19 protein-coding genes and 1 pseudogene are annotated in these 24265 nt (G+C 66.0%); 5 read left to right on the top strand and 15 right to left on the bottom strand.

Annotated elements, in window-relative coordinates; genetic code table 11:
* Positions 1-35: 35 nt before the first annotated feature.
* Positions 36-2720 carry a ligase-associated DNA damage response DEXH box helicase gene (locus ACMDW7_RS15180; RefSeq protein WP_377304238.1) on the top strand — a complete coding sequence of 895 codons (2685 nt, stop codon included), beginning with the start codon at positions 36-38 and terminating at the stop codon, positions 2718-2720.
* Positions 2721-2723: 3 nt separating this feature from the next.
* Here ACMDW7_RS15180 and ACMDW7_RS15185 read toward each other — a convergent pair whose 3' ends face one another.
* The 4 genes and pseudogenes from ACMDW7_RS15185 to ACMDW7_RS15200 form a co-directional block, all read right to left on the bottom strand.
* Positions 2724-2984, bottom strand: a complete 261-nt coding sequence (locus ACMDW7_RS15185; protein WP_377302937.1) for a hypothetical protein — start codon at positions 2982-2984, stop codon at positions 2724-2726.
* Between the two features lie 479 nt (positions 2985-3463).
* Positions 3464-5317 (bottom strand): annotated as a pseudogene (locus ACMDW7_RS15190) (methyl-accepting chemotaxis protein); the annotation flags it as partial.
* A gap of 261 nt (positions 5318-5578) precedes the next feature.
* Positions 5579-7573 (bottom strand): methyl-accepting chemotaxis protein, encoded by a 1995-nt coding sequence (locus ACMDW7_RS15195; RefSeq protein ID WP_377302935.1) that lies wholly within the window; start codon positions 7571-7573, stop codon positions 5579-5581.
* 338 nt (positions 7574-7911) lie between these two features.
* Entirely contained in the window at positions 7912-8973 is a 1062-nt protein-coding gene (locus ACMDW7_RS15200) for a LysR family transcriptional regulator (RefSeq protein WP_377302933.1), read from the bottom strand.
* 167 nt (positions 8974-9140) lie between these two features.
* On the opposite strand from ACMDW7_RS15200, the gene ACMDW7_RS15205 reads away from it, so the two are divergent.
* Positions 9141-10673, top strand: a complete 1533-nt coding sequence (locus tag ACMDW7_RS15205; protein ID WP_377302931.1) for an NADP-dependent isocitrate dehydrogenase — start codon at positions 9141-9143, stop codon at positions 10671-10673.
* A gap of 334 nt (positions 10674-11007) precedes the next feature.
* The gene (locus ACMDW7_RS15210) at positions 11008-11853 is read left to right on the top strand and encodes a hypothetical protein (RefSeq protein ID WP_377302929.1); all 846 of its coding nucleotides are present in this window, start codon (positions 11008-11010) and stop codon (positions 11851-11853) included.
* Between the two features lie 6 nt (positions 11854-11859).
* Here the strand turns inward: ACMDW7_RS15210 and ACMDW7_RS15215 are convergent, their stop codons facing one another.
* Positions 11860-12342 (bottom strand): hypothetical protein, encoded by a 483-nt coding sequence (locus ACMDW7_RS15215; protein WP_377302927.1) that lies wholly within the window; start codon positions 12340-12342, stop codon positions 11860-11862.
* Between the two features lie 172 nt (positions 12343-12514).
* Here ACMDW7_RS15215 and pdeM point away from each other — a divergent pair, with 172 nt between their 5' ends.
* Positions 12515-13201 (top strand): ligase-associated DNA damage response endonuclease PdeM, encoded by a 687-nt coding sequence (gene pdeM, locus ACMDW7_RS15220; protein WP_377302926.1) that lies wholly within the window; start codon positions 12515-12517, stop codon positions 13199-13201.
* Positions 13202-13227: 26 nt separating this feature from the next.
* Here the strand turns inward: pdeM and ACMDW7_RS15225 are convergent, their stop codons facing one another.
* From ACMDW7_RS15225 to ACMDW7_RS15270, 10 genes are all read right to left on the bottom strand, one after another.
* Positions 13228-14427 carry a methyltransferase gene (locus ACMDW7_RS15225; protein ID WP_377302924.1) on the bottom strand — a complete coding sequence of 400 codons (1200 nt, stop codon included), beginning with the start codon at positions 14425-14427 and terminating at the stop codon, positions 13228-13230.
* Positions 14424-15380 (bottom strand): HPr(Ser) kinase/phosphatase, encoded by a 957-nt coding sequence (gene hprK, locus ACMDW7_RS15230; protein ID WP_377302922.1) that lies wholly within the window; start codon positions 15378-15380, stop codon positions 14424-14426. The genes ACMDW7_RS15225 and hprK overlap by 4 nt, the downstream gene beginning before the upstream one ends.
* Before the next feature lie 46 nt (positions 15381-15426).
* Positions 15427-15897 carry a PTS sugar transporter subunit IIA gene (locus ACMDW7_RS15235; RefSeq protein ID WP_054126232.1) on the bottom strand — a complete coding sequence of 157 codons (471 nt, stop codon included), beginning with the start codon at positions 15895-15897 and terminating at the stop codon, positions 15427-15429.
* Positions 15898-16108: 211 nt separating this feature from the next.
* Positions 16109-16444 (bottom strand): ribosome hibernation-promoting factor, HPF/YfiA family, encoded by a 336-nt coding sequence (gene hpf, locus ACMDW7_RS15240; RefSeq protein WP_377302920.1) that lies wholly within the window; start codon positions 16442-16444, stop codon positions 16109-16111.
* Positions 16445-16700: 256 nt separating this feature from the next.
* Entirely contained in the window at positions 16701-18236 is a 1536-nt protein-coding gene (locus ACMDW7_RS15245) for an RNA polymerase factor sigma-54 (RefSeq protein ID WP_377302918.1), read from the bottom strand.
* Between the two features lie 21 nt (positions 18237-18257).
* The gene (gene lptB, locus ACMDW7_RS15250; protein WP_377304236.1) at positions 18258-19028 is read right to left on the bottom strand and encodes an LPS export ABC transporter ATP-binding protein; all 771 of its coding nucleotides are present in this window, start codon (positions 19026-19028) and stop codon (positions 18258-18260) included.
* Between the two features lie 41 nt (positions 19029-19069).
* A complete protein-coding gene (lptA, locus tag ACMDW7_RS15255) occupies positions 19070-19702 on the bottom strand; it encodes a lipopolysaccharide transport periplasmic protein LptA (protein ID WP_377302916.1) in 633 nt (210 codons plus the stop codon).
* Positions 19699-20310 (bottom strand): LPS export ABC transporter periplasmic protein LptC, encoded by a 612-nt coding sequence (gene lptC, locus ACMDW7_RS15260; RefSeq protein ID WP_377302914.1) that lies wholly within the window; start codon positions 20308-20310, stop codon positions 19699-19701. The genes lptA and lptC overlap by 4 nt, the downstream gene beginning before the upstream one ends.
* A gap of 11 nt (positions 20311-20321) precedes the next feature.
* The gene (locus ACMDW7_RS15265) at positions 20322-20873 is read right to left on the bottom strand and encodes a KdsC family phosphatase (protein ID WP_377302912.1); all 552 of its coding nucleotides are present in this window, start codon (positions 20871-20873) and stop codon (positions 20322-20324) included.
* Positions 20873-21856: a KpsF/GutQ family sugar-phosphate isomerase gene (locus tag ACMDW7_RS15270; RefSeq protein ID WP_377302910.1), complete on the bottom strand. Its 984-nt coding sequence runs from the start codon at positions 21854-21856 to the stop codon at positions 20873-20875. The genes ACMDW7_RS15265 and ACMDW7_RS15270 overlap by 1 nt, the downstream gene beginning before the upstream one ends.
* A gap of 252 nt (positions 21857-22108) precedes the next feature.
* Here ACMDW7_RS15270 and ACMDW7_RS15275 point away from each other — a divergent pair, with 252 nt between their 5' ends.
* The gene (locus ACMDW7_RS15275) at positions 22109-24109 is read left to right on the top strand and encodes a monovalent cation:proton antiporter-2 (CPA2) family protein (RefSeq protein ID WP_377302908.1); all 2001 of its coding nucleotides are present in this window, start codon (positions 22109-22111) and stop codon (positions 24107-24109) included.
* Positions 24110-24265 lie beyond the last annotated feature (156 nt).

Consider the following 24265-nt stretch of genomic DNA (forward strand, 5'->3'; position numbering starts at 1 on the left):
CGGCCTCAAGAAGCGCATCGGATGGACTTCCAGACATGGAAACCCAGCATTCAAGCGCATCTTCAGGCCAAACTGCCCCGAAACGCCCGCGGGACAAGCGGAGAGCCGTTCCAGCCGGCACGCCGGCGCCCTTCCCCAGCCCGGCCGCGTGGTTCAAGAGTCTGGGTCGCAAACCCTTCCCCTTCCAGCAGGAATGCTGGGCGCACATCGCCGCCGGGCGCAGCGGGCTGCTGCACGCCACCACGGGCGCAGGGAAAACCTACGCGGTGTGGCTGGGGGTGCTGGCTGCCGCCAGCCTTCCGCTGGGTTTAGGTGGCCCCCACCTCCCCCCAACCCCCTCCTCCCGGGGAGGAGGGGGAGCCGCTTTGGCGCGGCCCCCCTCCGGGCAGGTGTCGAACCCACCTCCCCCAACCCCCTCCTCCCGGGGAGGAGGGGGCAATCGCAGTGCGAGCAGGCTTACCGCCCTTTGGATCACGCCGATGCGGGCGCTCGCGGCCGACAGTCAGCGCGCGCTGCAAGACGCCTGCGACGCGCTGCTGCCGCAGTGGGAGGTGGGTCTGCGCACGGGCGACATCGACGCCGCCACCCGCGCGGCGCAGAACAAGTCCTTGCCCGAGGCGCTGGTCACCACACCGGAGAGTCTGAGCCTGCTGCTGGCGCGCGAAGACGCGGGGCAGATGCTGGCCGGTGTGCGCTATGTGGTCTGTGACGAGTGGCATGAGCTCATGGGCAACAAGCGCGGCACGCAGGTCATGCTCGCACTGGCCCGGCTGGCCACGCTCAACCCCGCGCTGCAGGTCTGGGGCCTCTCGGCCACGCTCGGCAATCTGGACGAAGCGCTGGCGGCGCTGGCCAGCGGCCTGCAGACGGATGCTGTGCGCGTGCAGGGTGAAACACCCAAGCAGCTGCAGATCGACACCCTGATCCCGGACAGCATCGAGCGCTTCCCCTGGGGCGGGCATCTGGGCGCACGCATGGTGGAGCCGGTGGTGCGCGAGCTGGAGAGTGCGAGCACGACGCTGGTCTTCACCAACACGCGCAGCCAGGCCGAGATCTGGTACCAGCTGCTGCTGGATGCGCGGCCGGACTGGGCCGGGCTGATCGCGCTGCATCATGGATCGCTGGACAAGGAGGTGCGCGAGTGGGTCGAGGCGGGCCTGAAGGCTGGGCAGCTCAAGGCCGTGGTCTGCACCTCCAGCCTCGATCTGGGCGTGGACTTCCTGCCGGTGGAACGGGTGCTGCAGATCGGCAGTGCCAAAGGCGTGGCCCGCTTGCTTCAGCGCGCCGGGCGCAGCGGCCACGCGCCCGGGCGGCCCTCGCGCATCACCCTGGTACCCACCAACGCACTCGAATTGCCGGAGGCCGCCGCCGCGCATGAGGCCGCGGCGGCGCGGCGCATCGAACCGCGCCGGCCGATTGCCGCGCCGCTGGACGTCCTCGTGCAGCACCTCGCCACCCTCGCCCTGGGCAGTGATGCATACGGCCCGGGCTTCGAGCCCGACGCGACCTTTGCCGAGGTGCGCCGCGCCTACCCCTACCGCGAACTCTCGCGCGAGGCCTTCGACTGGGCGGTGGGCTTTCTGGAGGGCGGCGGGCCGCTGTCGGCCTATCCGGACTACCACCGCATCGTGCGTGAGCCCCAGGCCGACGGGCGTGTGCGCTTCGTCATGCCGCGCAAGGACCTCGCGCTGCGCCACCGCATGAGCATCGGCACCATCGTGTCGGACTCGGCGATCAAGGTCGCCTGGGCCAGCGGCGGGACACTCGGCACGATCGAAGAGAGCTTCATCACCCGCCTGAAGCCCGGCGACGCCTTCACCTTTGCCGGGCGCATTCTTGAGCTGGTGCGGGTGCGCGACATGACCGCCACCGTCAAGAAGGCCACGCGCAAGACCGGCGTGGTGCCGCAGTGGGGCGGAGGGAAGATGCCCCTGTCCAGCGAGCTGGCCGACGCCACCCTGGCGGTGCTTGATGACTGGCACCGCGGCAGTGCGCCGGGGCCGGAGCTTGCTGCCGTGCAGCCGCTGCTGCAGCTGCAAAGCGAGTGGTCCGCCCTGCCCCGCACTGGCGTGCTGGTGGCCGAGCAGCTGGAGAGCAAGGAGGGCTACCACCTCTTCTGCTACCCCTTTGCGGGGCGCATGGTGCACATCGGCTTGGCCTCGCTGCTGGCGTTTCGCGCAGCGCGGCACAACCCGGGCACCTTTTCGATTTCGATGAACGACTACGGCTTCGAGCTGATGTCCCTGCAGCCCTTCGACTGGCCAACTCTATTCGAGAGCGGATTGCTCGCCGAGGAGCAGTTGCTGGATGACGTGCTGGAGAGCCTGAACGCCAGCGAGCTGGCGCAACGCCGATTTCGCGAGATTGCGCGCATCAGCGGGCTGATCTTTCAGGGCTTTCCGGGTGCAGCGCGCTCCACGCGCACGCTGCAGGCTTCATCGAGCCTGTTCTACGAGGTCTTTCGCAAGCACGACACCGGCAACCTGCTGCTGGCGCAAAGCGAGCGCGAGGTGCTGGAACAGGAGCTGGAACTGGCGCGCCTGACGGCGGCGCTGGCGCGCATGCGCGAATGGCAGCGCGTGTTCAAGCGGCCGCACCGGCCCACGCCCTTTGCCTTTGCGCTGATGATCGAGCGTCTGCGCGAGGCCGTGACCACCGAGAAACTGAGTGACCGCGTGGCGCGGATGGTCGCCGAGCTGGAGCGTGCTGCTGCAGGCTGAGATTCAGTCCGCAGCTGCGCTGCGCTGCAGGCAGGTGATCGCGTCGGCCAGAGCCAGGCGGATCCAGTGGCGGTGCGGATGGTTCCAGGCCAGCTCCGCAACGATCGCGTCATTGGCGCGGCCGGAGTCCTGCTCGGCGCCCATGAGCTGGTCCCAGCGCAGGGCCACGGCGGTGGCGTTCACGGCTGGGCCGAGGTAGGCGTGCATCAGGGCGCCTATGGCGCAGCCGGCGGCAGAGGGTTCGTGTTGAAAGGGCGCGGTCATGAGCGGCGCGATCGGGTGAGCGCCGCGAACGGAGGCGGGTTGCAAGGCATGCATCGGGGGCTTTCCAGAGGATGCGGCCGAGCCGGATGGGCAAGCCGCCTGGGGCAGGGTGTGTTGACGTTTGGTCATGCTGAGCAGACCTGTCCCGAACGTCATTGTTCGCCCCAAGGCCTACGCCGGCCAGTTAACAACTGTGAAGTGGGTGGGGCGCTCTACCCAGATTGCTTTGTCTCTGGAAGCGTGCATCAGACTGCGGAACCCCACCGGGCGGCCGCAGTCCCGACGCACGCGTCGCCCCACGCAGCGCACATGCGCTAGAGCTTGAAGGCCACCGCGGCTTCGTGCAGCTGCATGCCGTTCTGTTCGAGCTGCCTTGAGGCGGCTGCGATCTCCTCGACCAGTGCAGCGTTGCCCTGCTGCACGTTGTTCAGGTCCGAGATCGCCCCGAAGACTTCGGTCACGCTGGCGCCCTGCGACTGAATGCGATCAGCCAGCGCGGTGATCATGCCGCTGATCTCGCGCACGGAGTCCACATTGGCGGCCACGCCCACGGCTGCAGCCTCGGCGCGCTTGTTGCCCTGGGCCACATGCTCGGTGCTCGTCTGCACGATCTGCTTGATCTCGCGCGCCGCTTCTGCAGAGCGCTGCGCCAGGGTACGCACCTCCTGGGCCACGACTGCGAAGCCGCGCCCGGCTTCGCCGGCGCGGGCCGCTTCCACGCTGGCGTTGAGCGCAAGGATGTTGGTCTGGAAGGCGATGCCGTCAATCATGCTGACGAACTCCGAAATCTTGGCGCTGGCCTCTGCAATGCGGGCCATGCTCTCGCGCACGTCCTGCATCTGCGTGCCAGCCACTTCGGACTGCTCTCGGGCCTGGGTCACGCGTTGTGCCGCCTGCTTGAGGTCTGCCGCACTGGCGGAAATGCCTTCCTTCAGGGTCTCCACGGTCGAGGTGGTCTGCTCGATGGCTGCTGCCGCTTCCTCGGTACGGGAAGACAGATCCTGGTTGCCCTTGGCGATCTCGCGCGAAGCCACGGACACGGACTCCGAGGAGTCTTGGATCACGCGCAGCGCCTCGCGCATGGACTGCATCGACAAGCCCAGTGCGTTCAGGGACTCTGCAATTTCGTCATTGCCCCAGCTGCGCGGCTGCTGGGTCAGGTCATTGCGTGCCATTCGGTCCACGTAGGCGCCCAGATGGCGCATGCCGCCGCCTGTCACCAGGTAGAAGGCATAGAGCAGGTACGCCGCGAGACCGAGGCAGCCAACAATGACCGCAATGGCGAAGGTGCGCTTGCTTTCAAAGCCTGCAATTCGCGCAGCCAGCAGCTCGTCAAGCACAGTCAGTGCACGGTCCACTTTCTCGAACTGCAGCTTCAGGGTCTTGGTCGCGCTGTCCCAGTAGGCCTGCGGATCGCCCTGGGGGGTGTCTGCACGGAAGGTCTTTGTGACTAGCTCGCTGTACGACCTTCCTGCCTCCAGCGCTTCATCCACGCTCAAGGTCGCCTTCAGGGACGGGTTGGCCTTGATGGCCTGGGCCGCTGCAGCGCGGATGCCGTCCACGCTCAGGCGCACCTCTGTGGCCCGTTCCAGCACCTCATTACGCTCGTCGGGCGTGATGCTGCCGGCCGCCAGAATGCGGCGGCCCGTGCCGCGCAGCCAGCTGGCGCGCTCAAGGAATAGCGGTGCCTTGGCCACCGACAGATCCATCACATAAAAGGAGTCCGGATCGGGGTCCAACACCAGATTCGAGGTGATGGACAGATGTTCCATGTACTCCAGCAGCTTCTGCACCACGGCGGTATGTGCCTTGAAGTTGTCTGCAGGGTTGGTGCCCTGCCAGCCCTGACGCAAGGCACTGACGGCGCTGACCAGATCGGCGGTCTGCCTGGATGCGTCCAGCTTGTTCGAGGTACCCGCCTCCGCAGCGACCACCGCCTTGAGCGCCGCATCCACGCGCGTGCCTGCATCCTTGACCCGGTCCTCCAGGCTGCGGTCACCATTCAGGAAGGCCGTACTGAGAGAGCGGTGGTCATGCAGGGCGTCCATCAGCTTGAAGGCGGGACGGATCACCTGCACGCCCAGCCGCTCCTGGCTGCTGAAATCGATCTGGGCACTCATGCCACGGAAGAACAGCACCGACAGCACCAGCACCGGAATCAGGAACGCGATCGACACGATCATGGACTTGGCCACGAACTTCATCGAGCGCATCACCCGCACGCCCGGCGCCATCACGCCATGGTGCGCAAAGAAGCCGCCGGTGCGGCTCGTGGGCGCCGCCGACGCACGCGAGGAAGAGGGTTCGACACGGACTGACGACTGTGCTTGCATGAAAGCCCCCGAAAGAGAGGAAGGCACGCCGTGGCGAGGACTACACCGCGCGGCGCGAGATCGACTGAACTACTGACGAGTATTGCGACTGCGTGCGCAGTACCAGTGCTCGATCAGCAGGACAAAAGCCGCTCAATTCATGCAAGCCGACACGATGCGAGCGCGCTCCAAACAGCAGGTGCGCGTGCCGCCGTGCATCGATGCACACGACGGGCCATGCGCGGCTGCACTGCGCAGGAGCTTGATTGGGTCTGGCAGGTACTAGAGCTTGAACACGGCAGCCGCGTCACGCAGGGCCTCGCCGCTGTTCTGCAGCTGGCTGGCCGACGCCGCAATCTCCTCGACCAGCGCGGCGTTGGCCTGCTGGCTTTGCGTGAGATCACGCACGGCCTTGTTCATCTCGGCGACCCCGGTGCTCTGTTCGCCGCTGGCGCGGGTGATGTCCTGGATCACCACGCTGGTCTTGCGTACGGAATCGACCATCTCCTGCATGGTGTTGCCTGCGGCATTCACCTGTTGAGTCCCGGCCTCGATCTCTTCGGTGTTGGCACTGACGATGGTGTTGATCTGCTTGGCGGCCTCGGCGGCGCGCTGCGCGAGGCTGCGCACTTCCTGGGCCACCACGGCAAAGCCACGCCCGGCCTCGCCCGCACGGGCAGCTTCCACACTGGCGTTCAACGCGAGGATGTTGGTCTGGAAGCTGATGCCGTCGATCATGCCGACGATCTCGCCGATCTGCTTGCTCTTGGCCTGGATGGCGCTCATGCGCTGCACCACGGCCGAGACGTTGTGGCCGCTGGCTTCGGCCGCTTCGGACAGGCGGGCCATCAGGCGCTCGGCCTCGCGCACGCTGTTCAGGTTGCGCTCGACGAGTTCGTGCAGCTGATCCATGCCGGCACTGGCCTCCTCCAGCGCCGAGGCGTTCTTTTCGGTGCGGGCCGACAGGTCATGATTGCCCGCGGCAATCTCGCGGCTGGACAGGCTCACCGCATCGGCGTTCTGCTGGATGGCGGCCAGCGTCGTCTTCAGGCCCTGGATGGACTCGAACAGGCGATTGAGCGAATAGCCGATTTCGTCCCGGCCCCAGACGGACTGCGGGGTGGTCAGATCGCCCACGGCCAGGGCCTTGATGTGCTTGCCCAGATATCGGATGCCGCCGTTCTCCACCAGTGAGAAGGCGTAGAAGAAGTAGCCCGCCAGCAGCAGACAGGCGCCGACGACAGCCAGAATCCATGCCATATGGGACTGCAGGGCGTCATAACGGGCCTGGAGCAAGGCTTCCAGCGCATCATGGGCTTTGGAAAATTTTGCAAACTGCGCGTCGATCTGCGCGGTCGTTGCGTCAAAGTAGCTTTCCGGCGTGCCGTTCAGGCTGTCGCCCAGCAGCGCGGCACGTACCAGCTTTTCCATCTCGCGTGCAGCGTTCAGGCCTTCCAGTGCGCCGGTGGACTTGAGGCTCGGGTTGTAGGCGTAAGCCCGCTCCAGACCATGGTTCACCGCCTCGATGTTCATCTGCAGACGCACCAAGCGGCGCTCGATCGCCAGACGCTGTTCCGGTGTGATGAGGCCGTCCACGAGGATCTTGCGGCCGGTGCCGCGCAGCCACGCGGAGTCCTCCAGCATGATCGGACCCAGACCGACCGAGGTCACCATCATGTAATAGGAGTCCAGATCCGGATCGAGCACGAGGCCGGACTTGTCGCCCACGGTCTCCACGTAGGTCAGCAGTTCGTTGATGAGCTGGGTGTGGCTGGCGAAGTTGGTCTTGGCGTCCGCGATAGCTGCCCATCCGCTGATCAGCCCGCTCACTGCGGCTTCGAGCTTCTTGAAGTCCGGCTTGGTGCCGGTGGGCGCACCATGGGCCGCATCGGCCGCCTTGAGCTGGGCCAAGGCTTTGGTGACCTTGGTGCCGGCCTCGTCCATGCGCGCCCTGGCGGCTGCGTCACCGCTCAGCGCCGCGGTGCTCAGACCGCGATGGGCCTGCAGGGTCTGCAGCAGGGGGTAGACCTCCTGCACCAATGCCGCGCCTGCCATTTCATCGCGCGTGAACGTGATGTCAGCCCACTCCTTCTCGATGTAGGCGTACAGAGTGAGCAGCAGGGGCGCAACGAAGACCGCCGTGATGATCCAGGCTTTGGCCTTGAAGCGCAGATTGCGGAACATCCGGATGCCCGGTGCCATCGCGCCGTGCACTTCGGTCAGTGTGTGTGTGCGGGCTGCTGCTGAGGCAGCGCCCATTGTTTGAGTTGCGTTCACGGATCCCTCCCAGGGACACAGTTGCGTGCTGAGTGTCGATGTGCCACGGGCGGTCGTCATCGGCGACGAAGCGGTGTGGACAACTGCATGCTCAGCGCAATTGGTCTCGGTCGATCCACGGATATGCGTCGTTTACGGGGGTCTATTTCATTGCATGACAGTTCACGGTGCGCGCCCGGACCGCTGTGCGGCGAGGGACGGTGGCAGCTCCGCGAAGGGAGCGCAAACATGATTTTTGGCCGAATTAGTTACTTTTTATTGTGGATAAAGCCGACTTTCCGCAAGCCAAATGAGCGTTTCCGCATGCTTTCCATGCTCATTATTTCTGTCCGAAATTGTCAAATCTGGTCTGCGACCTGAGCGCGCGGCGCGGCATGCTGCGGCGCCTGCAGGTAGCGCAAGAACTCACGTGCTGCCGCGGACAGCGGCTGATCCTTGCGCCACACGACGGACCAGCGCCGCGGAATCGGAAAGCCCGCCACGTCCAGAACCACCAGGGGCCCGCCGCCCGGCTCGGCGTGCGTGGACGGCGGCACAGTCTGCTCAAGCGTTTGCGCTGCCCTTGCGTCTGCAGGCTCCGCCGCCGCAGCCCGGCTGGCTGAAACGGCATCCGCCGTACCCACACCCCAGCCCGAGCTGACTGCCAGGCGCGACAACACCGCCAGCCCCAAGCCGGCTGCCACGGCGTGCTTGATGGCTTCATTGCTGCCCAGGCTCATGGCCACCCTGGGCGCAAAGCCGGCCAGCGCAAAGTGCTGCTCCGCGGCCATGCGGGTGCCGCTGCCGGGCTCGCGCATCAGCCAGCGCTCGCCAGCCAGTGCCTCCAATTGAATACGGCGCCCGGCCAGCGGATGGTGGGCGGGGGCGACGATGACCAGCGGGTTGTCCTGAAACACCAGACGCTCTAGCGGCAGGTCCGTGGGCAGCATCATCATCACGGCCAGATCGTCTGCGCTGCGGGTCAGGCGCTCAACCACGCGGTCGCGGTTCTCCACGGCCAGTTCGATCTCCACGCCGGGGTGGGCAGCGGCAAAGGGGCCGAGCAGATCGGGCACGAAGTACTCCGCCGTAGTCACTGCGGCAATCCGTAAGCGGCCACTCACCAGCCCGTGAATCTCCGCCAGACGGGACTCAAAGCGCTGCCAGCAACCGGCCAGCTCGCCCACCGTCTGCTGCAGCACCTCTCCAGCCTGCGTGAGTCGGATGCGCCGGCCGACGGTCTCGAACAAGGGTTCGCCCACAGTGGCGGCCAGCTCGCGCAGCTGCACGGAGACGGTCGGCTGGCTGACATGCAGCTCCTGCGCGGCCTGGGTGACGGACAGCAGGCGTGCGGCGGCCTCGAAGGCGCGCAGTTGCTGCGGTGTGACGCGCTGCAGGCGCGAGAGGGTGGGCGCAGTCATGAAAACGTTCTGAGGACAGCGAACTCGGCCGGTTGACGGCGCAATTCAGCTCGGCACTGCCGATTCATAGCTTCAAAGCTATGTTCAGCATGAAAACTAAGTATTTTTCTTATTGAAGCAGCTTCCGTAGAGTGCGAACACCTCATCCCACAAGGTTGTTGCACATCATGAAAAGTGAAGCCCTGGATCTGATCGAACGCCTGATGAACGCCCCCGCCAAAAGCGAAGGCGCCGCAGCAGCCAGCACCGAGAAGGTGCCCGTCACCGTCGCGCTGGGCGACGGCATCGGCCCCGAGATCATGGGCGCCACGCTGCGCATCCTGGAAGCCGCGGGCGCGCGGATTGCCCCGCAAGTAATCGAGATCGGCGAGAAGGTCTACCTCTCGGGCAACAGCGCCGGCATCGCGCCCGAAGCCTGGGACAGCCTGCGCCGCACCAAGGTGTTTCTGAAGGCACCGATCACCACGCCCTCGGGCGGCGGCTACAAGAGCCTGAACGTGACCGTGCGCAAGACCCTGGGCCTGTATGCCAACGTGCGCCCCTGCGTGAGCTACGCACCTTTCGTGGATACACCGCACGACAAGATGGATGTGGTGATCGTGCGCGAGAACGAGGAAGACCTCTACGCCGGCATCGAGCACCGCCAGACCGATGAAGTCTTCCAGTGCCTGAAGCTCATCACGCGCCCCGGCTGCGAGAAGATCATCCGCTACGCCTTCGAATACGCGCGCAGCCATGGCCGCAGGAAGGTCACCTGCATGGTCAAGGACAACATCATGAAGATGACCGACGGTCTCTTCTACAAGGTGTTCCAGGAGATCGGTGCGGAGTACCCGGACATTGGGCAGGAGCGCTTCATCATCGACATCGGCAGCGCGCGCATTGCCACGCACCCCGAGCGCTTCGACGTGATCGTCACGCCCAACCTGTATGGCGACATCATCAGCGACATCGCCGCCGAGATCACCGGCAGCGTGGGCCTGGCCGGCAGCGCCAACATCGGCGAGCACGTGGCCATGTTCGAGGCCATCCACGGCAGCGCACCGGACATCGCCGGCAAGGGCGTGGCCAACCCCAGCGGCCTGCTGCTGGGCGCCGTGATGATGCTGGTGCACATCCGCCAGGCCGATATCGCGCAGAAGATCCACAACGCGTGGCTGCGCACGATCGAAGACGGCATCCACACCGCAGACTTGAAGGGCGAGAAGACCAGCCGCGTGGTCGGCACGGACGAGTTCGCGCAGGCCGTGGTCGAGCGCCTGGGCCAGCTGCCCCAGCACTTCAAGGCCGTGACCTACAAGAACCCCGCGCAAGCGCCTGCCGCTGCACCGAAGCCCCTGTACACCCGCAAGCCCGCCGCCAAGAAGGAGATGGTCGGCGTGGACGTGTTCGTGCACGAGGCCGGCTGCACGCCGGATTTCCTCGCAGGGCGGCTGACCACGCTATCCACCGGTGCGCTCAAGCTGCAGATGATCACCAACCGCGGCGTGAAGGTCTGGCCCGGCGGCTTCCCCGAAACCTTCTGCACCGACCACTGGCGCTGCCGCTTCGTGGCCCGCGATGCCGGCGCGAATATCAGCCACAAGGACATCATCACGCTGCTGGCCAGCGTGACTGAGGGCGGCGTGGATGTGATCAAGACCGAGAACCTGTGCACGTTCGACGGCGAGCAAGGCTTCGCACTCGGCCAGGGTCAGTAAGTGCCGTCGAAAGCGGGATGCGCTTGCAAGCGCACCCCGCGCCACCCGGCGCGCAGCGGTGCTGCGCGAAACCCCGGCTGACGTGACGGCGAGCAAGGCTTCGCGCTGGGGCAGGGGCAGTAACGAAGCGTCGGGCGAGGGGCTCTGGCGCGCAGCGCCGGGGATCGACCAGCGGAGTTGCTGCGGATCGGCTTTGCGCTCGAAGCGCAAAGCCGATCCCCGTCAGCAGCGCCACGCAAGCAAAATGGCGGGCTCGATGCCCGCCATTTTGCCGTCCAGCGCCGCGGACATCGGTGCTATGCCATGCCTCAGCGCATTCGCTACGCTCCATCCCATGCGCACCCTGCTTCTCCACGCCCTGATCACCGCCACGCTCTGCCTGGCTCCCCCTGCCCACGCCCGCGACCTGAAAGCCATCCCGCCAGGTGAACTGCAGCAGACCACGCCCGGCTGGTCCGTGACCGGCCGCTATGGCTGGATGCCCGACAAGAAGGCACTGCGCTTCGGCGAGTTCTCCACGTCAGCGCGCAAGATCACGAGCAACGAGCGCGTGCGCAGCGACTGCAACCGCGGCTGTTGGCGGGTTGATCTGCTGGACTGGATGGAAACCGGCACGCCGCAGCGGCGCAGCAAGCGCGTGGACATGCGCTTCACGCAGAACGGCCCGGCAGGGCTGAGCGCGCGGGTGACTGCAGTCGATCGGCTCGACACACAGGAGCGGGTGAGCGTCTCCAAGCTCTTCGGCAAGGAGACCACCAGTACCCGCGTGTTGCACGCCGAGGCCTCGTTCGCGGGCACGATCGATGTGCTGCGCGGTGAGGACACCCCCGCAGCCAGCTGGCGCTTCCTGATGATCGCCGAAGGCTCCGAGTTCATGCCGATCGGTGCCGTCGAGGGCGAAAGCGGCTGGGCCGAAGACGCAGATGGCAAGCGCATCTCCATGCGCGCACTGACTGCCATCGAGGATCCACGCCGCCCCGGTCAGGCCCTGCGCATTCCGTTCAGCACCACGGTCGGCGTAGCCTTCGAGTATGACAACCTGGCGGTGGGGGCCGTTTCGCTCGTGAACAATGGCCACGTGTGGCTCCATCCGGACGAGAAGGCCTTGCCGGCCGACATCCGCATCGTCATCGCTGCGCTGGCATCAACGTTCCTCGCCCGCCGCGACGCTGAACTCTGAGTCCCACTACACCAGCCAGCCCGGCAGCTCCTCGCGCGCAATGCCCTTGATGTACTCGGCAAAGTCGGGGTCCTCGCCGCGCAGCAGCTGCGGCAGCAGGGCGACGAAGTCCTCGCGGCGGCACCACTCGCGCATGTAGTCCTCCCAGCTGGCCCAGCGGCGACGCTGATTGGCGCTCATCTCCGGCTCCCAAGCCACGATGTAGGCGCGCTCGAACAGGGAAATCAGCATCTCGAAGATGATGCGGCGGCGCTCGAGCTGCTCGTCGTTCAGCTCGTCATTGCGCCGCTCGGTACGCAGTTTCAGATCCGGGTTCTGCAGCACCACTTGCAGAAATTCGTTGTAGGCATCCGAGAGCAGCTGGTAGGCCTCCTCGTCCTCGTTGTCGCGCTCCTTGCGCTGTTCGATGAAGAACACCGCAATCGCAAAGGGCAGACCGATCACGGTCACGAGAAACGAGCCAAGTTCAAGCAGATCCTTGAGGTTCATGGGCGCACTCTAGGGGAAGCAAGCGACCGCGGCAATGCGGATCAGAACTGCTTTCCGCTTGTCTGGTGCGGCTCCCCAGCCATTTTGGCCTGAAGAATGGCTTCCAGAGCCGTTCTGGCTTTTCTTGTCGGGGCCTGATCCGGCCTGCGCACGCTGCCTAGAATCGCGGGCGATGTCCACGTACGCCGTTCACACGATCAAGTCGGCCGGCCACACCGCGCTGCACCTGCTCCCGGAGAAGGCCGCCTGGCTGCCGGCCGCGCGGACCCTGCTCGTGGCGGACCCGCATTTCGGCAAGGCCGCGGTGTTTCGCGCCCGCGGCATTCCGGTGCCGCGCGGCAGCACCGGCGGCAGCCTGCAGACCCTGAGCATGCTGATTGAGCGTCTTGAGGCGCAGCAGCTGGTGTTCCTCGGTGACTTCATGCACGCCCGCGAATCGCACAGCGAGGGCACGCTGGACACGCTGGCGCGGTTCCGTGCCGCGCACGCAAGCTGCGCCATGACCCTGGTGCGCGGCAACCACGACAGCCACGCCGGCGACCCGCCGCCCACGCTGAACATCAGCATCGTCGACGAACCCTTCATCGTCGGCGAGCTTGCGCTCAAGCACCACCCGGACCCGGAGCCCGATCACTACGTGCTGGCCGGGCACCTTCACCCCTGCGTGCGGCTTGCAGCAGCGGGTGATGCGGCCCGCCTGCCCTGCTTCTGGATGGGCGAGCACGTCGGCGTACTGCCGGCCTTCGGCGAATTCACGGGCATGCATCCGGTGCGCGCCTCGGCCGCCGACCGGATCTACGCAGTGGCGGCCGAGCGCGTGTTTGCGCTGCCGCCGGCTCAGGAGCGCGCAGCCGGCTAGCCGCACGCTTGCCGGTGGGCCAATGCTCAGGCCGCCGACAAGCGCCAGAGCGAGGTGACTTCCTGAGCGCGGGCGGAGTGCAGCGGATCGCTCGCGTCGGCTGCGCGCGGATGCTCAGGACGGGTGTCGATGCGTTCGAGCACCCGCAGACCGGCCGCTTCAATCCAGCCCAGCAATTGCGCGCGACTGCGCAGGCCCAGATGTTCCGCAAGATCCGAAAGAATCAGCCAGCCCTCGCCACCCGGCACCAAATGCGCGCGCAGACCGGCAATGAAGCTGCGCAGCATGCGGCTGTCCGGGTCGTAGATGGCGTGGTCCAGACGCGATGCCGGCTTGCCCGGTAGCCAGGGTGGATTGCAAACGACCAGCGCAGCCTGACCAGGCGCAAACAGATCGGCCTGCAGCACCTCGACCTGCCGGGCGTGCTGCAGACGCTCGATGTTCTCCCGCGCGCAAGCCAGCGCACGCGGGTCCTGGTCCGTCGCGAGCACGTGCGGCACGCCGCGGCGCGCAAGGACTGCGGCCAGCACGCCGGTGCCGGTGCCCACATCCATGGCCAACGGCTTTGTCTCCAGCACATCGGGTAGCGGGGTGTTGGCCACGAGCGCGATGTACTCGCCGCGCACTGGAGAGAACACCCCATAGTGCGGATGGATGCTCGCACCCAGCGCGGCGATGGACACACCGCGCTTGCGCCACTCCCAGGCGCCGATGGCACCCAGCAGTTCGCGCAGCGACACCACGTAGCTTTCGCCCACCGGGCCCCAGGCTGCATCGCAGGCCGCACTCACATCCGGCGCGCGAGGCAGCAGCACGCGGTGGTCTGCGCTCATCGGCACCAGCAGCTTGCCGAGCTGGTTGGTGCGCTGCGCCTGCGCCATGCGGTAGCGGTGGAACTGCTGGGTCAGATCCGCGGCTGCCGCCTTCGAGCTGGCGCTCGCCTTGGGCGCAGCGGCCCGCTTGTCCAGCCGTCGCGTCAGGGCGGACAGCAGCGTGCGGGCATTGTGATAGTCGCTGCCCCAGAGCAGTGCCGTGCCCTCGCCTGTGAGGCGGAAGGCGGCATCGGCCGTCAGGGTGTCGTCCACCGGGACCACGCGCGCGGGTGGCGGGTTGCCCGCGTCGGACAGCCAGCGCGCAGCGTGCTCGCCGGCCATGTCCTCCCAGTGGATGCGCGGAGCAGCGACCGGTTGCGGGGCTTGGGATGACGCTGGAGGGATGCCGCTCATGCGGAGCCATCACTGCCGGCCGCGTCGCCGAAGTCGGCACGCATGGCGGCTTCCTGGCGGGCCATGAATTCCTTCATGGTGTCCACGCCGCGCAGCTGCAGGATGGTGTTGCGCACAGCAGCCTCGAGCAGCACAGCAAGGTTGCGGCCGGCCGCCACGGGAATGATCACCTTGCGGATCGGCATACCGAGCACGTCCTGCGTCTGGCTTTCCAGCGGTAGGCGTTCGTACTGCTGCTCCATGGTGGAGCGGCGCACCAGATGCACGATGAGCTTAAGCTTCATCTTGCGGCGCACGGCGGTCTCACCAAAGATGGCCTTGATGTCCAGCAGACCCAGGCCGCGCACTTCCAGCAGATTGGCCAACAGCGGCGGGCAGCGGCCTTCGATCCGGTCCACCGCGACGCGCTGCAGCTCCACCACGTCATCGGCCACCAGCCCGTGGCCACGGCTGATGAGCTCCAGCGCCAGTTCGCTCTTGCCCAGGCCGGACTCGCCGGTGATGAGCACGCCCATGCCGAGCACATCCATGAAGACACCGTGCATGGTGCACGAGGGTGCCAGGCGCTTGGTGATGTAGACGCGCAGGTAGTCGATGACATCGGCGGCGCTGCGATGCGTGGCGAGCAGCGCGATGCCCGCGGTCTCGCACTCCTGGCGGATGTCAGCCGGCGCCTCCAGCGCGTCGGCCACGATCACGGCCGGCGGCTCCTTCAGCGCCAGCTCATGAATGAAATGCGCACGGCGCGTGGCCGGCATCTGCTCGACGTATTCAACCTCTTCGCTGCCGATCACCTGGATGCGGCGCGGGTGCACAAGGTTGAGGTGGCCGACGAGATCGGCCGCGGCGATGACCTCATCGGCCAGGCTCTTGGCCAGTCCGCGCTGGCCAGCGACTTCGCGCAGGTCCAGCGCGTCGCGTGTCTCGTCGATCAGGAGCCGAAGGGTAGGCACGCGGGCGGGGTTGCCTTGAAGTAGGCCTGAGGCGGCGTGGGTAGAGTCAGGCGGCCGAAGCCACCGGCGCCCAACGCACAAAGGCCTGATGCACTTCCTCGGCGGTGGGCAGCGTGGACAGACGCTCGCGGAACTCGCGGTCAGAAAGCATTTGCGCCAGTTCGGAAAGAATCTCGAGGTGATGCTGGTTCGCATGCTCAGGCACGAGCAGGAACACCAGAATGCCGACCGGCTTGTTGTCCGGCGCCTCGAACTGGATGGCCTGGGTGACGCGCACGAAAACCGCCAACGGATCCTTCAGGCCCTTGATGCGGCCATGCGGGATCGCCACGCCCTGGCCCAGACCAGTGGAGCCCAGGCGCTCGCGCGCGATCAGGCTGTCGAACACCGCGCTGCGCGCGATGCCGGCATTGTTCTCAAGCAGCAGACCCACTTGTTCGAACGCGCGCTTCTTGCTGGACGCGTCCATGTCGAGCACGACATTGGCGAGGGGCAGAATTTGGCTGATCAGGTTCATGTTGCACCGCAACTAAGCCGGCAAATTATAGGCAGCACCCCATTGAACGGCGGTCAAAGACCGTCACGCCCATGGAAAACCTTGACGAAGTGCCTGTTTCTCGCGACATGCCAGGAACAGGCACGCGGCGGCACAGACAGTGCATCTTTCGCAATGCAGCGAAATCAAAAAGGCCCGCATCAAGCGGGCCTTGTCTGTGGGAACGTTGAGCCTAGAGCCTTGCAGACGCCGACTCGCCGATGCGCTTCATCGGCACATGGGTGTGATTCTGCACCCGGTCTTTGTGGCGAAGCACCTGACGATCAAGCTTGTCAGTGACCGCATCGATGGCTGCATAGAGATCCGCATCGATGGCTTCGCAGTGAATGTCCTTGCCGCGCACGTGTAGCGTGATCTCGGCCTTCTGATTGAGCTTTTCCACGGCTAGGACCACCGTGACGTCTATCACGTGATCGAAGTGTCGGAGAATTCGCCCGACCTTCGACATCACGTACTCACGGATGGCTGCGGTGACTTCCAGATGATGGCCGCGGATTGTCAGATTCATGAAGCACCTCCAAAACGATGCTGGTTTGCACACCCGGTGCTCACCGCTGCATCACGCTGCGCTGGCTTATGCCTGCCACCACCTCGCCGCATCGGACTTGCACCGTGCTTGAGGGGCGTCGCCTTGGAGACGGTTCCATCTCGGGGGAACCACCCGCCGCGAGCCCTTTACCTAAATGTCGCGCCAGCAGTGCTTTCTTTCGCTGCTGAACCATGCCGCAGTTAGGCAAAGGGTTCACGGGTGCTTCACGAAGAGGTCATAGATGCTTTCTCAGGTTGACTGGAGCAATTTTCATGGCTTCACGGTACTTCGCAACCGTGCGCCGTGCAACTACGACGCCCTGCTCGGCCAGAAGTTCAGCAATCCGGCTGTCTGACAGGGGCTCATTGGTGTTTTCGGCAGCGATCAGCTGCTTTATGAGTGCCCGGATCGCTGTAGACGAAGCGGTACCGCCCGCTTCGGTGGCCAGGCTGGAGCCGAAGAAGTACTTGAGCTCGAAGGTGCCAAAAGGCGTGGCCATGAACTTTTGGGTGGTCACGCGCGAGATCGTCGATTCGTGCAGACCGAGAATGTCGGCAATCTCGCGCAGCACCAGCGGTCGCATCGCCACCTCGCCATGCGTGAAGAAGGCCTTCTGCCGCTCGACGATCGCCTGCGACACGCGCAGGATCGTGTCGAAGCGCTGCTCGACGTTCTTGATCATCCAGCGCGCTTCCTGAAGACGCGCGGACAGCGCAGCGCCACCCTCGCCCAGCTTGCCGCGCTGCTCCTTGAGCACGCGCGCGTAGGCCTCGTTGACGGCGAGCTTCGGCATGACCGACGCGTTGAGCTGCGCCTGCCAGCCTTCGCGCGTCTTGATCACGCGCACATCCGGGACCACATGGGAGGCCGCGCTCGATGCCCAGCGTGAGCCCGGATGCGGATCCAGCGTCTTGATGATGTTGACCGCAGCGCGCAGCGCCTCGTCATCCACGCGCAGCAGACGACGCAGACGCGTGAAGTCGCGTGATGCCACGGCCTGCAGATGGTTGCGTACCAGGTGAAGCGCCAGCTGAACCAGCTTGCGGTCCTGCTTGCGCAACGGACTCTTCGCATCGCAGTGCAGGATCTGCAGCGCAAGGCATTCGGCCGCGCTGCGCGCACCGACGCCTGGCGGATCAAAGCTCTGCACAAGCTTCAGCGCTGCGGGAAAGTCGTCCAGCACTTCGATCCGATCGGCCTCCCCGAGCAGCGCGCAGGCCGCATCGACCAGCTCTTCGGGCTCATCCAGCAGATAGCCGTTGTCGTCCAGCGCATCGATGATGACTGCGGCCAGCACGCGATCACTGGCACCCACGCGGGTTGCGGCCAACTGCTCCAGGAGATGTTCGCGCAATCCGCCGCCCATGTCGCTGAGCTGCTGTCCTTCGCGATCATCGTCCTCCGGCGCGCCGGGGTTGCCCCAGCTCATTGTGGCGCTGTCCGCGCCCCACAGGTCCGTGCCCGGCTCGCCCGCATCCCCACCCAGATTGGACTCGCCCGACGCTGGCCCGTCCGTGGAGCCTTCGCTGCCAGGCTTGGCGTCCGACATCGGCGCCGGCCCGCTTTCAAGCAGGCGCCCCGAGCCGCTGACGGAAATGCTCATCGCACCCTGGGGGTCGTCCAGGCGCTCCAGCAAGGGGTTGTCATCGAGTGCGCGATCGATCTCCTCGTTCAGCTCGAGCGTCGACATCTGCAGCAGCTTGATGGACTGCTGCAGCTGCGGCGTAAGCGTGAGACTCTGGGAGAGCTTGAGACCGAGGGTGGGCTTCATGCGCGATCGCGGCGGTCGCGCCTACATGCGGAAGTGTTCGCCCAGATAGACCCGGCGCACGTCCTCGTTGGCCACGATCTGCTCGGGCGTGCCCTCGGCCATCACCTGGCCTTCACTGATGATGTAGGCGTGGTCGCAGATGCCGAGGGTCTCACGGACGTTGTGGTCCGTGATGAGCACGCCGATGCCACGTGACTTCAGGAAGCGACAGATGCGCTGAATCTCGATCACGGCGATCGGGTCCACGCCGGCGAAGGGCTCGTCGAGCAGCACGAAACGCGGTGAGGTTGCCAACGCACGAGCGATCTCCACACGGCGCCGCTCACCGCCGGACAGACTCAGCGCCATGTTGGAGGCAAGATGGCTGATCTGCAGATCATCCAGAAGTGCCTGCAGCCGCCGATCCACTTCCGCACGCCCGAGCGGCTGACCACGCTCGTCGCTCTGCAACTCCAGCACCGCGCGGACATTGTCTTCCACGGAAAGCCGACGAAAGATCGATGCCTCCTGAGGCAGGTAGGACAAGCCGCGTCTGGCGCGCTCATGCATCGGCAGCTTGGCCAGTGAAACACCGTCGATGCTGATCTCGCCAGCGTCTGTGGCGACCAGCCCGACCACCATGTAGAAGGTCGTAGTCTTGCCAGCACCGTTCGGGCCGAGCAGCCCGACCACCTCACCGCTTCGCACGGTCAGTGAGGCATTGCGTACAACCCGGCGCTTGCCGTAGGTCTTGGCCAGTCCGCGAACAACGAGCTCGGACGCCGGCAGGGCCGACGGATCAGTAGCCGCCACGGTCGGCGCGGCCGCGGATGCAACGGCGCTCGCAAGTTCGCTCACGGCCGACCCTTCTCCGGCGGCGTGCCGCCCGGCGCTGAAGTTGGCGCTGAAGGAGTCGTCGTCTGACGCTGCGTCGCCGGCCCGGTGGCACCGCGCGGCGAAAGGGTTGCGCGCACACGACCGTCACTGCCCGCGCTGGGCTGGCCGCCCTCAACCGCGTAAGTCTCGAGCTGGTTGTTGTAGACGATGCGGGCGCCACGAATCTCGTCAAGGACACCGCCGTCCATGCCCGTGCGGCGCAGCACGGCATTGCCCACCAGAATGATCGTGTCTGCCTTGCCGTCAAACTCGATCCGGTCGGCCTGACCCACGAACAATTCCGGCAGGCCATCACGCTTGGTGCGGTAGTTGGCCGGCTTGCCAGCGGCACCGACAAGCGATCCATATTGGTAGCCATCCGGGTCCTGCCGGAATTCCAGCCGCTCACCGGCCAGCCGCGTGCTGCCGCGGATCAGCTCGACATCGCCAGTCCAGACCTGCACCTGCTTGAGATCATCCCAGACTGCGCCTTTTGTCGACGACAGTTCAGTGCGCTGATTGCGATCCGCGCGCTCGGCATGGGTCGGTGCATGCAGCGCCACCAGTGTGGTGAACAGACAACCCAGCGCAATGCGGTGCAAAGCGTTCATCGTGATGCCTCCACAGTCATGCGCGTCGGTCCGGTGAATTCGATGTGGCGCTGGCCACCATCGATCTGCATGCCTTCACGCGCAAGGGCAACTCTTGGCCCCTGGGTGATCGACACCGGCTCCGACGTACGCATGATTTCGGTGTCCGGAAAGAGGTGCAGGCGCTGCGTGCTGAGGCGCTGCGGATCGGGGGCTCGAGCGCCGGGTGCCGCGGGCAAGTCGCGCTGGATGGCCACGTCGCCCAGCAGAACAATTTCCTCGCCGCCGCGCAGCACTTCACCGGTCTTCGAAGCGATCTGAGTGCTCGCCGCCTGCTTGCCGATGCTGACCACGCGCGGAGACTCAACAACGGCCCGGTCTTCGGCTGGATAGTGCGTCAGCCGCGGCGCGACAAACTGCGTGGACAGCATGCCGCTGGTGGACAGGCGTGTCATGGTCAGGTTTTCGATGATGTAGTCCGGCACGCCGGATGCGATCGGCTGCGCGTCGGCGCCTGTACGCACACGCGGCTCACGCAGTGCCAGCCAACCGGTCCACGCAGCTGCTGCAAGCAAGGCGCCCAGGAACGCCAGGTTCTGAAGCCGGTCACGCCAGACGCCACGTCGCATGCCGCCAGCTCCTAGGCGTGATCGCCGGGTTCGCGCGAGGCGGCGACAATGCCGTCCCAGGCGCCCCGGGCACGCAGGATGAACTCGGCCAGTTCGCGCACGGCGCCGTGGCCGGCGGCCCGGGTGGCCTGCCAGTGGGCAGACTGCGGTAACGGATCGAAAGCTTCGGCCGTGGTGGCGGCAAAGCCGCAACGTACGAGCACGGGCAGGTCGGGCAGATCATCGCCCATGAAACCGAACTGGTCAGCCTGCAACTCGGTCTGCTCAAGAAGCACTTCCATGCAGGCCACCTTGTTCTTGATGCCCTGGTGCACGTAACGGATACCGAGCTCGGTGGCGCGGCGCGCAACAGCCGGCGAGTTGCGCCCGGAGATGATGGCCACCGCCACGCCGGCGTCGATCAACATCTTCAAGCCATGGCCGTCCAGGGTGTTGAAGCGCTTGAAGGCCTCGCCCTGCTCGCCCACGAACAGGCTGCCATCAGTGAGCACACCGTCGACGTCAAAGCCCATCAGGCGGATGGTTCTGGCGCGATCAGTGGCGTTGGCGATCAGAGCAGGCATCAGATCACCTTTGCGGCCATCAGGTCGTTGGTGTGCAGGATGCCCACCAGATGCCCGTCGCGCAGGACCATGATGACGTTGCGCCGCGTGCGATCGATCAGGTCAGCCGCTTCGGCGGCAAGCGCATCGGGGCCGATGGTGGTGGGCGTACGGCTCATCACGTCGGCCAGCGGGGTGTCGCGGATGTCGCCGCCTCGCTCGATCAATCGCCGCAGGTCACCATCCGTGAACACACCGACGAGGCGTTCGCCATCGACCACGGCGGTCGCGCCCATGCCCTTCTTGGTGATCTCGAACAGTGCGTCCTTGACGGTGGCCTTGTGATCCACCCGCGGTACGGCATCGCCCTGGCGCATGACGTTGTGGACGTGCGTGAGCAGCCGCCGGCCGAGCGCACCACCCGGGTGGCTGCGCGCAAAGTCTTCCTTCCGAAAGCCGCGCTTGGTCAAGGCAGCAACCGCGAGCGCATCGCCCAGCGCAAGTGTGGCTGTCGTGCTTGCCGTGGGCGCGAGATCAAGCGGGCAGGCTTCACGCTCAACGGCGACGTTCAGGTGCACATCGGCCAGACGCGCGAGGTCGGATTCGTCCCGCCCGGTCAAGGCAATCAGCTTGCAGCCCGCACGCTTGAGCACGGGCATGATGGTCACCAGCTCTGCAGCGCTGCCGGAATAGCTGATGGCGATGAAGACGTCATCGCCCGTGACCATGCCGAGGTCACCGTGCATGGCCTCGGCCGGGTGCACGAAGAAAGCGGGGGTGCCCGTGGACGCGAACGTGGCGGCAATCTTGTTGCCGATGTGGCCGCTCTTGCCGATGCCGGACACGACCACGCGGCCCTTGCAGTCCAGCAGCATCTGCACAGCGCGATCGAAGCGCTCATCCAGGCGCGCGATGAGCGCGCGCACGGCGTCGGCTTCGATCTCTAGCACTTCCCGGGCCAGCTCGGTGGCTGGCAGGGATGCGGGGCTGGCTGGGCTTTGCATGGTCAGTCGAGTATATCCATGGGTACATTCCTTGCTTGGGCGCGCCGCGCCTGCGCTCAAACAGAAGAAGAAAGCCGCAGCACCGGCAGCTGCGGCGCACCCATCAGATCCGACCCACATGCGTACTGAACCCCCCGAACTGCGGCGCTCATTGGCGTTGGCCCACACGCGCCGGTCACCGAGTGCGGTCAGCTTGCATGCGCCTTTTCATGCAACGCAAAGCCCGCGTGATCTGCGAGGTGCGGTGAGCAGATGAACGGCCTGCAACTCACATTGCTCCTGCTGGTGGCGGCCGTATTGGCGGTGGTGGCGTTTCGCCGTGCGAATCTGCCGCCGATCCTGGGCTATCTCGTGGTGGGCATGGTGGTCGGGCCGCACGCGATGGGCCTGGCGCCGGACACCCCGGCCACGCGCTACCTCGCCGAATTTGGCGTGGTGTTCCTGATGTTCTCCATCGGTCTGGAGTTCTCGCTGCCCACGCTGCGCGCGATGCGTGTGCAGGTGTTCGGCATCGGAACCGCGCAGGTTGTGCTGACAGTACTGATCGGCTTCGTCGGCATGCTGGCTGTGAAGGGGCTGCTGGTCTGGGCGGGTCTGAACACCATGGGCCTGAACTGGCAGGGCGCTCTGGCGCTTGCCGGCGCACTGTCCATGTCTTCTACAGCGATCATCTCCAAGCTGCTGGCCGAGCGCCTGGAGCTCGATCGCCCGCATGGCCGCACCATCATGGGCGTACTGCTGTTCCAGGATCTGGCCGTGGTGCCCCTGCTGGTGCTGGTGCCGGCGCTCTCGGGTGACCCGGCGCAGCTGCCACTGGCCTTGAGCCTCGCCTTGCTCAAGGCAGCCGTGCTGCTGGCGCTGCTGCTGGTCGTGGGCCAGCGCCTGATGCGCTGGTGGTTCACGCTGATCGCCCGGGCCCGCTCGCAGGAGCTGTTCGTTCTCAACGTGCTGCTCGTCACGCTCGGCCTGGCCTACCTCACGGAGATTGCCGGCCTGTCCCTGGCGCTCGGCGCCTTCGTAGCGGGCATGCTGATCGCGGAAACCCAGTACCGGCATCAGGTGGAGGAGGACATCAAGCCTTTCCGCGATGTGCTGCTGGGCCTGTTCTTCGTCACCATCGGCATGCAGCTGAACTTCGAGGTGGTGCTGCGCAGCTGGTGGCTGGTGCTGCTGCTCACCCTGCTGCCGGTGCTGCTGAAGTTCGGCATCGTGCTGGGGGTGGCCAAGCTTTTCGGCCAGAGCACAGGTACCGCACTGCGCAGTGCGCTGGCTCTGGCCACGGCCGGCGAGTTCGGTCTGGTGCTGGTCTCCCTGATGGGCCGCAACAATCTGGTGAGCGACGCGCTGCTGCAACCCGTGCTGGCGGCCATGCTGCTGTCCATGATCGCCACGCCCTTCATCATCGCGGCGAGCGACCGGATCGTGAACCGACTGTCTTCCAGCGAGTGGATGCTGGCCTCGCTGAACCTCACGCAGATTGCCGCACGCAGCATGGCGGCGCAGCATCCGGTGCTGATCATCGGCTTTGGCCGCTGCGGCCAGAACCTGGCGCGCCTGCTCAAGCTGCAAGGCATGGACACCATGGCGCTGGACCTGGACCCGGACCGCGTGCGCGAAGCGGCTGCCGCCGGCGAAAGCGTGGTGTTCGGTGATGGCGCGCGCAAGGAGGCGCTGGTGGCTGCCGGCATCATGCGCGCCTCGGCCCTGGTCATCACCCATGCCGAGACGCGCGGCGCACTCAAGGTGCTGCATCACGTGCGCGAGCTGCGGCCCGAGCTGCCCGTCATCGTGCGCACCCATGACGACAGCGACCTGGAAAAGCTGCGTGCCGCCGGCGCCACCGAGGTGGTGCCGGAGATCATCGAAGGCAGCCTGATGCTGGCCAGCCACGCGCTGGTGCTGCTGGGCGTGCCCCTGCGCAAGGTGGTGCACCAGGTGCAGGCGATGCGCGACGATCGCTACACCCTGCTGCGCGGCTACTTCCGTGGCGCGGACGACGCCGACACCGACGAGCACACAGCCACGCGCCTGCACTCCGTACCGCTGGCCGAAGGCGCTGCCAGCATCGGCCGGCAGCTGGGCGACGTCGGTGTCGAGCTGGTGGGTGCGGAGGTGGCTGCGGTTCGGCGTGCGAGCGGCCTGAGCGTGTCGGGTGCCGGTCTGCATGAACACCTGCTCGCGGCGGGCGACGTGGTGGTGCTCAGCGGCGCGCCTGAGGCGCTGGCGCTGGCAGAGGAGCGCTTGCTGCGCTAGGGCAGTACGAGCATCGGCCCAAACGGGCGCCGAGCTTTGCCGCGACTGGTTTTCGCAGCGTCCCAAACCGCGTTCCGCAGGTCTGGAGCCACTCTTCAGGCACTTTGGCCTGAAGACGCGCGCCCATCAACGATCTGCGATTTTCAGAATCTGTAG

This window comes from Piscinibacterium candidicorallinum, assembly GCF_047549485.1.
In the GTDB taxonomy this organism is placed as follows: domain Bacteria; phylum Pseudomonadota; class Gammaproteobacteria; order Burkholderiales; family Burkholderiaceae_C; genus Piscinibacterium; species Piscinibacterium candidicorallinum.